The sequence below is a fragment of the Glycomyces paridis genome (assembly GCF_004912155.1).
GTDB classification, from domain to species: Bacteria; Actinomycetota; Actinomycetes; order Mycobacteriales; family Micromonosporaceae; genus Glycomyces; species Glycomyces paridis.
Window position 1 is genome coordinate 191,318 of sequence record NZ_STGX01000006.1, and the last position, 11,335, is coordinate 202,652.

Sequence of the window (11,335 nt, forward strand, 5' to 3'; positions counted from 1 at the left end):
ATATATCTTTGTTTCAACCTGTTGAAGGGCATGCGAAAGGCCGACCCTGCGCGCCAGCGGTCAGGGTCGGCCGAGAAGGTGAACGGAGGGTCCTGGCAAATCGGACATTCGTGGGCCCCCGGTTCAACCCTGCCCCTCCGGTACGACATTTCACCGGGCGGCGGGGCCGGTCCGGGCCTTCGGCCCGGCTTCGGCCCCGCCTCGGGGATCGTTCAGCGCACCATCTTCGGGCGGTTTAAAACCAGGAACCGCGTGTAGGCCGGCAGGGTGAGGAAGGTCGGGTAGCCCTCGCCGAGCGCGCATTCGGCGAAGACCGAGAGCGCGTCGTCGAAGCGGTCGCCGTCGAAGCGGTCCATGCGCGCGAACTCGTCGCGCAGCAGCTCCTCGACCCAGGCGCGGGTCACCGTGCGGCCCTCGTCGGTCTTGGACTCGGCGTGGATCCACTGCCAGATCTGCGAGCGCGAGATCTCGGCGGTCGCGGCGTCCTCCATGAGGTTGTTGATCGCCGCGGCGCCGTTGCCGCGCAGCCACGACTCGATGTACCGCACCCCGACTTCGAGGTTCTTGCGGATGCCGCCCTCGGTGATCTCGCCGGGCGTGGCGGCCACGTTGAGCAGGGCCGCCGCGTTCGGCACGACGTCCTCGCGCTGCTTGTCGATCTGATTGGGGACCCCGCCGAGCGTCTCGTCGAAGACCTCCATCGCGACCGGCACCAGGTCGGGGTGGGCGACCCACGAGCCGTCGAAGCCGTCGTCGGCCTCGCGGTTCTTGTCGGCCCGCACCTTCTCCAGCGCCGCGGCGTTCGCCTCGGGGTCCCTGCGGTTGGGGATGAACGCGGCCATGCCGCCGATCGCGGAGGCGCTGCGCCGGTGGCAGGTGCGAACGAGCAGTTCGGTGTAGGCGCGCATGAACGGCGCGGTCATCGTCACCTGGTCGCGGTCGGGCAGCACGAAGCGCGGCCCGCGCTCGCGGAAGTTCTTGATGACGGAGAAGATGTAGTCCCAGCGTCCGGCGTTGAGCCCGGAGGAGTGGTGGCGCAGCTCGTAGAGGATCTCCTCCATCTCGAACGCGGCCGTGATGGTCTCGATGAGCACCGTCGCCCTGATGGTCCCCTGCGGTATGCCGAGGAGGTCCTGGGCCGTCACGAACACGTCGTTCCACAGGCGGGCTTCAAGGTGCGATTCGAGTTTCGGCAGGTAGAAGTAGGGGCCGCGGCCGAGTTCGAGGAGCCGGTGGGCGTTGTGGAAGAAGTACAGGCCGAAGTCCACGAGCGACCCGGCGACGGGCAGACCGTCGACGCGCAGGTGCAGCTCGGCCAGGTGCCAGCCGCGGGGACGCACGATGATCGTGGGCAGGTCGGTCAGCGTCTCGCCGGTGAGGCGGTATTCCTTGCCCTGCTCGGAGGTGAAGTCGATGCGCCGCTCGATGGCGTCGCGCAGATTCGCCTGGGCGTCGATCACGTTGTGCCAGTTGGGGGTGGAGGAGTCCTCAAGGTCGGCCATCCAGCATTTGGCGCCGGAGTTGAGGGCGTTGATCGTCATCTTGCGGTCGCAGGGGCCGGTGATCTCGACGCGGCGGTCCTCCAGGCCCGGCGCGAGGGTCGCGACCGACCAGGAGAAGTCCTCGCGGACGTCGGCGGTGGCGGCGAGGAACCCGGGGTCGGCGCCGTTGGCGATCTTGGTGCGCCGCTCCTGGCGGCGCTGGAGCAGTTCCTGGCGGCGGGGCGCGAAGGCCCGGTGGAGGGCGGCGACGAAGGCCAGCGCCTCGGGCGTGAGGATCTCGTCCTGGCGGTCGCCGGGGGTGCCGGAGACGGATATCCCCGTGTCGATGCGGGTGTCTGATGTGGTGACCACGTGGTTCTCCTTGTGTGCGGGGCGGAGCCGAACCGGGTCGGCTCCGCCGCTGCGGTCTGTTCGCTGGGTTCCTGGTGGCTGCGCTTTCTAACGGCTGCGCTTTCTAGTGGAATTGTCCCGCCTCGGTGGACCCGCTGAGGGCGAGTGTCTCGCTTTCGGGGTTGAGGGCGGCGGTGACGCGGTCGAAGTAGCCGGTGCCGACCTCCCGCTGGTGCTTGGTGGCGGTGTACCCGCGGTCCTCGGCGTCGAACTCGCGTTCCTGGAGGTCGACGTAGGCGCTCATGCCGTCGCGGGCGTAGCCGTGGGCGAGGTCGAACATGGAGTAGTTGAGCGCGTGGAACCCGGCGAGGGTGATGAACTGGAAGGTGAAGCCCATGGAGCCGAGTTCGCGCTGGAACTTGGCGATGGTGTCGTCGTCGAGGTGGCGTTTCCAGTTGAAGGACGGCGAGCAGTTGTAGGCGAGCATCTGGTCGGGGTGCTCGGCCTTGACCGCTTCGGCGAAGGTGCGGGCGGCCTCCAGGTCGGGCGTGCCGGTCTCCATCCACAGGAGGTCGGCGTAGGGCGCGTAGGCGTTGGCGCGGGCGATGCACGGTTCGATGCCGCCGCGCACGCGGTAGTAGCCCTCGGGGGTGCGGTCGCCGGTGATGAAGGGCCGGTCGCGTTCGTCCACGTCGGAGGTGAGGAGGGTCGCGGCCTCGGCGTCGGTGCGGGCGATGATGAGGGTCGGGACGCCTTCGACGTCGGCGGCGAGGCGCGCGGCGTTGAGGGTCCGCTGGTGCTGGGCGGTGGGGATGAGGACCTTGCCGCCGAGGTGGCCGCATTTCTTCTCGGAGGCGAGCTGGTCCTCCCAGTGGACGGCGGCGGCGCCGGCGCCGATCATGGCCTTCATGAGCTCGAAGGCGTTGAGGGGCCCGCCGAAGCCGGCTTCGGCGTCGGCGACGATGGGCACGAGCCAGTCCTCGACGCTGTGGGCGCCTTCGGCGGACTCGATCTGGTCGGCGCGCATGAGGGCGTTGTTGATGCGGCGCACGACCTGCGGAACCGAGTTGGCCGGGTAGAGCGACTGGTCGGGGTAGGTCTGGGCGGCGAGGTTGGCGTCCGCGGCGACCTGCCAGCCGGAGAGGTAGATGGCCTTGAGGCCGGCTTTGACCTGCTCGACGGCCTGGCCGCCGGTCATGGCGCCGAGTGCGTGGGTGTAGCCGCCGGTGGCGGCGTCCTCGGTGAGGCGGTGCCAGAGCCGTTCGGCGCCGCGGCGGGCGAGGGTGTGCTCTTCGGTGACGCGACCGCGGAGGCCGGCGACGTCGGCGGCGGTGTAGTCGCGGACGGTGTGGGCCCAGCGCGGGTCGGAGGCCCATTCGAGGGCGAGCCGTTCGGCGGTGAGGCCGGGGTCTGCAACGCGGTGGGCGGCGCTGTCGGCGGTGCGGTCGCGGGTGCTGTCGGACATCGTCGGCTCCGAGTCGTCGGGACCGCAGTGCGGTCATTACTTGCAGGTAACAGCAATCTTTCATCGCCCGGCGGGTTCAGGTAGCGGTTTGGAGTGGAAAGATCGGCGGTTCTTCGCGATAATGGGGAAATGACGAACCTGTCGAGGAGTGCCGTGGACGAGACAACGGGGGCCGCCGGGGCGGCGCGGGGGCCGAAGCCGCAGCGGGGCCGTCCGGGCGCCGAGGCGCCCGTTCCGGCCGACGACGGGCTGCCGCACCGTCCGTGGGGTGCGGCCGAGGCCGCGGAGCTCGCGGCCGACGACGCCGCGGTGGACCTCATCAGCCTGGGCAAGCAGATCCGCCACCTGCGCAAGCAGCGGGAGATGAGCCTGGACGACCTGGGGGCGGCGGTCGGGGCGGCTGCCTCGCAGCTGTCGCTGATCGAGAACGGGAAGAAGGAGCCGAAGCTGTCGATGCTGCGGGCGCTCGCGCGGGCGCTTGGGGTGTCCTCGGACGAGCTCTTGGGCGCCGAGCCGCCGAACCGGCGGGTGGCGCTGGAGATCGAGCTGGAGCGGGCGCAGCGCAGCGCGCAGTACCGCACGCTCGGGCTGCCGTCGGTCCGGCCCTCGGGGAGGATTCCGACCGAGATCCTCGAGGCGCTGGTGGGGCTGCACCGGGAGGTCGACCGGCAGGTGAACCTCCATGCGGCGACCCCCGAGGAGGCGCGGCGGGCCAACACTGAGCTGCGGCGGCGGATGCGCGACAAGGACAACTACTTCGGGGACATCGAGGCGGAGGCGCGCACGCTGCTGGGGCACGTGGGCTACGCGGGCGGGCCGCTCTCCCAGCACCAGATCGCGGACCTTGCCGCGCACCTGCGGTTCACGCTGCACCACGTCGACGACCTGCCGCACTCGACGCGGTCGGTCACCGACCTCAAGCACCGGCGGATCTACCTGACGCAGGTGGGCACGGGCGCGCACGACCCGCGCACCGTGCTGCTCCAGGCGCTGGCGAGCCATGTGCTCCAGCACGAGGTGCCGCGCACGTACCTGGAGTTCCTGGGGCAGCGGGTCTCGACGAACTACCTGGCGGCGGCGCTGCTCATCCCCGAGTCGAGCGCGGTCGCGCACCTGCGGCAGTCGATGGCGGGCAAGGAGATCGCGGTGGAGGACCTGCGGGACAACTTCGCGGTGTCCTATGAGGCCGCGGCGCACCGGTTCACGAACCTGGCGACGCAGCACCTGGGCATCCGCACGCACTTCCAGAAGGTCCACAAGTCGGGGATCATCTTCAAGGCGTATGAGAACGACGACGTGGCGTTCCCGGCCGACCCGACCGGCGCGATCGAAGGACAGCCGATCTGCCGGTACTGGACGAGCCGGCAGGTCTTCGACGTGCCCGACAAGTTCAACGCGTTCAACCAGTACACGGACACCGCGACGGGCACCTACTGGTGCACGGCCCGGACCGAGCGCAGCCAGGACGGCCTGTTCTCGCTCAGCATCGGCGTCCCCTACGAGTCGGCGAAGTGGTTCCGCGGCAAGGAGACCAAGGCCCGCTCGGTCTCGCGCTGCCCCGACCCCGACTGCTGCCGCAACCCCCCGCGGGAGCTCTCGCGCGAATGGGCCGGGCGGGTGTGGCCCACGGCCCGCGCCGCCAGCTCGCAACTGGCCGCCATGCCCATCGGCTCCTTCCCCGGCGTCGACGAGACCGAGGTCTACCAGTTCCTGGAACGCCACTCCGGGCACTGAACGTGATCGGGGCCGCTGCGCGGCAAGGGCTTTCGTGCCAGACTTCCGCGCATGGCCCCCTCGTACGAGCGCGTCGCGCTCATCTCCGACGTCCACGGCAACCTCACCGCCCTCCAGGCCGTGCTCGACGACATCGACTCGCGGGGCGTCGCGCGCATCCTCAACCTCGGCGACACGGTCGGCAAGGGCCCGCGGGGCGCCGAGTGCGCCGCGCTCTCCCGGCAGCGGTGCGAGGCCCACGTCCAGGGCAACTGGGAGGCCTCGCTGACCAACCCCGAACGGATCACAAGCTGGCCCACCGGTGCGTGGTGGCGCGACCAGATCCCCGAGGCGCAGCGCGCCTGGCTGCGCGACCTGCCGTTCTCACACGACTTCACCTTGGGCGGCCGCCGCGTCAGGATCTTCCACGCCTCCGCGCGGGGCGTCTACCACCGGGTCTTCTTCGACCACGACGAGGCCGAGTTCCTCGGCATGTTCGCCAACACCGAGGCCACCGGCGCCGGTCCCGAGCCGGACGTGGTGGCCTACGGGGACGTCCACGTCCGGTCCCGAGCCGGACGTGGTGGCCTACGGGGACGTCCACGACCCGTACCTGGAGCACGACCGCGGCGGGCGCACCCTGATCAACGTCGGCAGCGTCGGCAACAGCCTCGACGACCCGCTCCCGTGCTACGCGATCCTCGAAGGCACCACCGCCGCCGCGGACGGGCCGTTCTCCGTCCAGTTCGTGCGTGTGCCCTACGACGTCGAAGCCGAGGTCGCGGTCGCCCGCGCCTCCGGGATGCCCGACGCCGAGGAGTGGGAGGTCGAGCTCCGCACCGGGATCTACCGGCAGGTGCAGCGCGAGGGCAGGGAACCGCGCTACCACCGGTGCTGAAGGGTTCCGACCGAAACGTACTGATATTGACTTTCTTCGATGCAATCGGTTACCGTGAACGTCTCGGCGCTGGCAAGCGCCTTCACCGATCTCGTACCGGCACCATCGAGAGAGCGACCCTCACATGAACACCGCACCGCAGCGCGGCTCCGCCGCGCCCCGAACCCGACGCTGGACACGCGCCGCCGCCGTCGCCGTCGCCGCGCTCACCGCCGCGGCGGGGGCCTTCGCCGCGACGCAGTCCGCCTCCGCGCAGACCACGACCATCACCGTCGCCGTCAACGGCAACGATGCCAACCCCGGCACCGTCGCGGCCCCGCTCGCCACCCTCCAGGCCGCCGTGAACCTCGCCCAGCCCGGCACCGTCATCCAGATCCGCGGCGGCACCTACGCCCCCGGCACCAACGTCCAGATCAACGCGAACGGCACCGCCGCCGCCCCGATCACCATGCGCGCCTACGGCAGCGAGAAGGTGATCATCGACGGCGAGAACATGCCGTACACCCCCGGCGCCGTCGACTCCTCCATCCCCCGCGCCCAGCGCGGCGCCCTCCACGTCGAAGGCGACCACTGGCGCTTCGAGAACCTCGAGATCATCCACGGCCCCTACGCGATCTTCGCCGTCGACTCGAACTCGAACGTCTACGACGGCCTCATCACCCGCGACAACTACGAGTCCGGCCTGCACATCCAGGGCGCCTCCTCGAACAACCGGATCGTCGACCTCGACTCCTACGGCAACCGCGACCCGCGCAAGAACGGCGAGAGCGCCGACGGACTCGCCATCAAGGAGGGCTCGGGCACCGGCAACACCGTCATCGGCGCTCGACTGTGGAACAACTCCGACGACGGCTTCGACGCCTGGGAGTTCCTCTCCCCCATCCGCATCGAGGACTCCCTCGCGTGGAGCAACGGCTACAACCACTGGAACCTCCCCGACTACTCCGGCGACGGCAACGGCTTCAAGATGGGCGGCGGTGACGACGACCTCCCGGCCGACCACGTCGTCGTCAACTCGATGGCCTGGAAGAACTCCGCCCACGGCTTCACCGACAACGGCAACCCCGGCACCCTCCACTTCACACGGTCGACCGCGTGGAAGAACGGCAAGACCGGCTTCGACGTCGACTCCTCGACCTCGCAGCTCAGCGCGAACCTCGCGCTGAACAACGCCACCCAGGTCGCCCTCGGCTCCTCCTCCGGCAGCGGCAACTCCTGGAACATCAAGTCCAAGTGGGTCGACGCCGACCTCAGGAACACCAGCGCCGGCGTGATCACCGGGCCGCGCGACAGCGGCGGGTCGATCCGGAGCACCGACTTCCTCGTCCCGAAGAACTACACCATCGGAGCGGACTTCCGCTGAACCGCAACGGGTCCGGGCCCTCGGGCCCGGACCCGTCCGGCTATTTCAGGTCCGCGAAGAACGCGCGCACGTCCGCGGCGAACAGCTCCGGCCGCTCCGACGCGAAGAAGTGCCCGCCCTCGCCGAACTCGGTCCACCGCACCACGTTGAAGTCGCGCTCGGCCCAGGGCCGCACCGCTACGTCGTGGCCCGACACCAGCACCCCGGTCGGCGTCTCCAGGCGCGGCGCCGACCACGCGGCGGCGCCCGCCCCCTCACCGCCCCAGCCGGTCTCGCCGGAGTCCTCCGACTCCGACGCAGCGCCGTCCCAACCGCTCGCGCCGGAGTCCTCCGTGTCCGGCGCCGCTTCGTCCCAGCCGCTCGCGCCGTCCGCGCTCCAGTCCGCCGCGCTCACGAACTCGTAGTAGAAGTGCCCGGCCGTCCCGCCGCTGCGCGTGAACCAGTACAGGCTCACGTTCGCCAACAGCAGGTCCCGGTCCGGCACCGCCCGCTCCTCGGCCGTGTCGGTCCACTCCGCGAACTTCTCGTAGATCCACGCCAGCTGCGCCACCGGCGAGTCGGCGAGCCCGTACGCGAGCGTCTGCGGGCTCTTCCCCTGGATCTGGAGGTAGCCGTCGTTGAACGCCTGCATGCGGTCCCAGCGGCTCCGGTCGCCCTCCGAGAGGGCGTCGAACTCACCGTCCGCGCCGGACGGGAATGTCACCAGGGCGTTGACGTGGACGCCGACGACCCGGTCGGGGGCGAGCCGCGCCATCTCCGGGGCGACCCACGAGCCGACGTCGCTGCCCTGGACGCCGTACCGCTCATAGCCCAAGCGCGCCATGACCTCAGTGAACGCGCGGGCGATCCGCTCGGCGCCCCAGCCGGTCTCGCGCAGCGGCGTCGAGTACCCGAAGCCCGGCAGCGAGGGGATCACCAGGTGGAAGGCCTGCGCGGGGTCGAGCCCGTGCGCGCGGGGGTCGCTCAGCGGCCCGATCGCGCCGAGGAACTCCGTCACCGAGCTCGGCCAGCCGTGCACCAGCATGAGCGGCAGGGCGTCCGGCTCAGGCGAGCGCACGTGGAGGAAGTGGACGGTCTGCCCGTCCACTTCGGTGGTGAACTGAGGGTGGTCGTTGAGGCGGGCCTCGGCCGCGCGCCAGTCGAAGCCGGAGCGCCAGTGCTCGGCGAGGTCGCGCAGCGCCGGGGCCGGAACGCCGCGCGCCCAGCCCGAGCCGGCCGGCTCGGGCGCCCAGCGCGCCGCGGCGAGGCGGCGCTCCAGGTCGTCGAGCTCGGCTTGCGGGACGTCGATGCGGAAGGGCCTGATGTCGTCGTGTGTCATGAATCCCAAGGTAGAGGCCATGTAGGTCGGTTTCGGTCCTAGTTGCGGGAGAGGATGGGGACATGTTGGAGACTTCGGCGCGGCTGCTTCGTCTGCTGTCGCATCTACAGGCGCGGCCCGAGTGGTCGGCGCCCGAGCTGGCCGAGCGTCTGGAGGTGAGCACGCGGACGGTGCGCCGGGACGTGCAGCGCCTCCGGGAGCTGGGTTATCCGGTGGCGTCCTCGCTGGGCGCGGCGGGCGGGTACCGGCTGGCGGCGGGTGCGAAGCTGCCGCCGCTGCTGCTGGACGACGAGGAGGCCGTGGCGGTGGCGGTGGCGTTGCGCACCGCGCGGGACGGTTCGGTCGCGGGCATCAGGGAGTCGGCGGGGCGGGCGCTGGTGAAGCTCGACCGGGTGCTGCCGCCGCGACTGCGGGGTCCGGTGCGGGCGTTGGAGTCGGCGACGGTGGTTCCGGAGGACGATGACTCCCCTGTGGAGGGTCGTGTGCTGGCGCTGCTCGCCACGGCCTGCCGGGACCGGATGCTCGTGCGGTTCGACTACACCGGCCACGGCGGCGACGCGTCGTTTCGCAGGGTGGAGCCGGTCAGCCTGGTGGCGAGGGGCCGGCGCTGGTATCTGGTGGCGTTCGACCTGGACCGAGACGATTGGCGCACGTTCAGGGTCGACCGGATGGCGCCGCGCGAGCGGGTCGGTCCGGGCTTCGCGGGACGGGAGGTGCCGGGCGGCGACGCGGTCGCGTACCTGACGCGGGGGTTCCTCGCGGCCTGGCCGCATCGCGTCCGGGTCCGGCTCGCGGCTCCGGCCGAGCTCATCGCCTCGGCGATCTCCCCGGCCGACGGGGTCGTGGAGCCGCTCGGGGACGCGGACTGCGTGCTGACGCTCGGCGGGTCCGATCCGCTTTCGATGGCCGCGTTCTTGTGCATGTTCGGGGTCGATTTCGAGCTGCTCGAAGCAGGGCCGGTGGCCGACGCGCTCACAGCGCTCGCCCGCCGCTGCGCGGCGGCCGTCCCACCGGTGGCACCATCGCGTCCATGACACCGACGTTCGTTCTCATCCACGGCTCCAACGCCAACTCCTTCAGCTGGGCGCCGCTCCAGCGGGAGCTGGCGCTGCTGGGGCACCGCTCGCTGGCCGTGGACCTGCCCGGGCACGGTTTCGGGGCGGGCCTGCCCTCGGCCTACCAGACCCAGGACGCGGCCGAACTCGCCGTCGCACCCTCCGATCTGGACGGCGTGGGCCTGGAGGCGAACGTGGAGCACCTCGTCGCGGTCCTGCGCCGGGCCAAGGAACACGGCCCGGTGATCGCCGTGGCGCACAGCCGGGGCGGGATCACGCTGACGGCGGTCGCGAACCGCTGCCCCGAGCTCTTCGACCGCCTCGTGTACCTGTCCGCGTGGTGCTGCGTCGAGCACACGCCCGGCGAGTACATCGCGCTCCCCGAGAACGCCGGGAGCGTGCTCGACCAGGTCATGGGCGTGGCCGCGGCCAACCCCGCGCGTTTGGGGGCGGTCCGGATGAACTGGCGCACCACCGACCCGGCCCTGCTCGCCGCACTCAAGCGGTCGATGCTCGCCGACTGCACTGACGACGAGTTCCGCGTCTTCCTCAGCACGCTGACCCCCGACGAGAGCCTGGACGCGGGAGGGCCGGAGGACCGGGCGCAGGCCGAGACGTGGGGTACGGTCCCGCGCACCTACATCCGGCTGACCGAGGACACCTCGATCCCGATCGAGCTTCAGGACCTGTTCATCAAGGAGGCCGACGCGCTCACGCCGGGCAACCCGTTCGACGTGCACACCATCGCCTCCAGCCACGCGGGCGTGCTGGTGCGCCCCGAGGAGGCCGCGTCGGTCCTCTCAGGACTCGTCTGAGACGTCCGAGCCGTGCTCGATCGGCAGCCGGGCCCACCGCCGCGTCGAGTGCGGCGGGTCCGGGACGAGCAGCGTGAACCGCTGGCCCCAGTGCGTGCGCCGCATGAGGTAGCCGCCCGCGGCCTCGGTTCCGAAGAGGTCCTCGGCGGGCCGCACCTCCCGCTCGCCGTTGCGCCGCTGCGCCCGGTCGACCGCCTTCGGCTCGGCGTCGAGCCGGTCGAACCAGGCGTCGAAGGCCCGCCTGATGCGCGCGGCGTCAGCGGCGTCCAGGCGCACGTCGACGCCGATCGTCGCCGGGGCGGTGCCTTCGGTGTCGAGGACCCTGAAGCGGGCCGGGAAGGTCTCGACCACGACGCCGCGTTCGCGCGCCGCCTCGTACAGGTCCCGGGTCTCCCCGGGGTGGTCGCGCTTGTCCCTGCGGTAGGCGATCGGGGCGCTCGCGAGAAACCAGGCCCCGGCGGCGAGGGGCGCGATCCAGTGCCAGCGGACGACGAAGATCACCGCCGCGAAGAAGCCCTCGACACCCTCGACCGGCCCGGGCATCACCGCCATCAGGATGAGGCCGTAGGCGAGGAACAGGACGCCGCTGACGGCGAGCACGACCGCACCGGCCCTGGACGAATCCTTCGGGGCCGCAAGGCGTTCGAAGTCGGCGAAGCTTGAGAGGTCGGGCGGCGCCGGGCGTTCAGGGGCGTCGTCGGGCGCGGCGGTGGCGGCCCACACGGCGGCGGGGTCGCCGGGCCAGGGCTGTGGAGGGCGCATCGGTTCATTATCCGCGCGGGCGCCAGCGCGCCCGAAACGCGCGCAGTGCGCACGACAGGTGGCGCCGTCGCCGCGTACACCGTACACCGTACACCGTACACCGTACACCGTACA

At 71.1% G+C, this 11,335-nt stretch carries 9 protein-coding genes and 1 pseudogene; 6 read left to right on the top strand and 4 right to left on the bottom strand.

Annotated features, from left to right (window positions below; genetic code table 11):
• Positions 1 to 212: 212 nt before the first annotated feature.
• Positions 213 to 1,853: a malate synthase A gene (gene aceB / locus E9998_RS10135; protein ID WP_136529587.1), complete on the bottom strand. Its 1,641-nt coding sequence runs from the start codon at positions 1,851 to 1,853 to the stop codon at positions 213 to 215.
• 103 nt (positions 1,854 to 1,956) lie between these two features.
• Positions 1,957 to 3,297 (bottom strand): isocitrate lyase, encoded by a 1,341-nt coding sequence (gene aceA / locus E9998_RS10140; protein WP_136529588.1) that lies wholly within the window; start codon positions 3,295 to 3,297, stop codon positions 1,957 to 1,959.
• A 249-nt stretch (positions 3,298 to 3,546) separates the two neighbouring features.
• Here aceA and E9998_RS10145 point away from each other — a divergent pair, with 249 nt between their 5' ends.
• From E9998_RS10145 to E9998_RS10155, 4 genes and pseudogenes are all read left to right on the top strand, one after another.
• The gene (locus E9998_RS10145) at positions 3,547 to 5,031 is read left to right on the top strand and encodes a helix-turn-helix domain-containing protein (RefSeq protein WP_420842427.1); all 1,485 of its coding nucleotides are present in this window, start codon (positions 3,547 to 3,549) and stop codon (positions 5,029 to 5,031) included.
• 51 nt (positions 5,032 to 5,082) lie between these two features.
• Positions 5,083 to 5,538: pseudogene (locus tag E9998_RS27050) on the top strand (metallophosphoesterase family protein); the annotation flags it as partial.
• 52 nt (positions 5,539 to 5,590) lie between these two features.
• Positions 5,591 to 5,908: a metallophosphoesterase family protein gene (locus E9998_RS26210; protein ID WP_240037554.1), complete on the top strand. Its 318-nt coding sequence runs from the start codon at positions 5,591 to 5,593 to the stop codon at positions 5,906 to 5,908.
• A gap of 124 nt (positions 5,909 to 6,032) precedes the next feature.
• A complete protein-coding gene (locus E9998_RS10155) occupies positions 6,033 to 7,271 on the top strand; it encodes a right-handed parallel beta-helix repeat-containing protein (RefSeq protein WP_136529590.1) in 1,239 nt (412 codons plus the stop codon).
• 40 nt (positions 7,272 to 7,311) lie between these two features.
• Here E9998_RS10155 and E9998_RS10160 read toward each other — a convergent pair whose 3' ends face one another.
• Entirely contained in the window at positions 7,312 to 8,589 is a 1,278-nt protein-coding gene (locus E9998_RS10160) for an epoxide hydrolase family protein (protein ID WP_136529591.1), read from the bottom strand.
• A 62-nt stretch (positions 8,590 to 8,651) separates the two neighbouring features.
• On the opposite strand from E9998_RS10160, the gene E9998_RS26730 reads away from it, so the two are divergent.
• Together E9998_RS26730 and E9998_RS10170 are read left to right on the top strand one after the other, a co-directional pair.
• A complete protein-coding gene (locus E9998_RS26730; RefSeq protein WP_136529592.1) occupies positions 8,652 to 9,623 on the top strand; it encodes a helix-turn-helix transcriptional regulator in 972 nt (323 codons plus the stop codon).
• Entirely contained in the window at positions 9,620 to 10,459 is an 840-nt protein-coding gene (locus tag E9998_RS10170) for an alpha/beta hydrolase (protein WP_136529593.1), read from the top strand. Before E9998_RS26730 ends, E9998_RS10170 begins: the two co-directional genes overlap by 4 nt.
• On the opposite strand, the gene E9998_RS10175 is transcribed toward E9998_RS10170, so the two are convergent.
• On the bottom strand, positions 10,445 to 11,221 hold the full coding sequence (locus E9998_RS10175) for a hypothetical protein (protein ID WP_136529594.1): 777 nt from the start codon (positions 11,219 to 11,221) through the stop codon (positions 10,445 to 10,447). The two genes, E9998_RS10170 and E9998_RS10175, sit on opposite strands and share 15 nt — an antisense overlap.
• Between the last annotated feature and the right edge of the window lie 114 nt (positions 11,222 to 11,335).

Coding starts and splice junctions, on each gene's coding strand:
- E9998_RS10175 (WP_136529594.1), bottom strand. CDS start 11,221: ATGCGCCCTCCACAGCCCTGGCCCGGCGACCCCGCCGCCGTGTGGGCC.
- aceA (WP_136529588.1), bottom strand. CDS start 3,297: ATGTCCGACAGCACCCGCGACCGCACCGCCGACAGCGCCGCCCACCGC.
- E9998_RS10170 (WP_136529593.1), top strand. CDS start 9,620: ATGACACCGACGTTCGTTCTCATCCACGGCTCCAACGCCAACTCCTTC.
- E9998_RS10160 (WP_136529591.1), bottom strand. CDS start 8,589: ATGACACACGACGACATCAGGCCCTTCCGCATCGACGTCCCGCAAGCC.
- E9998_RS26730 (WP_136529592.1), top strand. CDS start 8,652: ATGTTGGAGACTTCGGCGCGGCTGCTTCGTCTGCTGTCGCATCTACAG.
- E9998_RS10155 (WP_136529590.1), top strand. CDS start 6,033: ATGAACACCGCACCGCAGCGCGGCTCCGCCGCGCCCCGAACCCGACGC.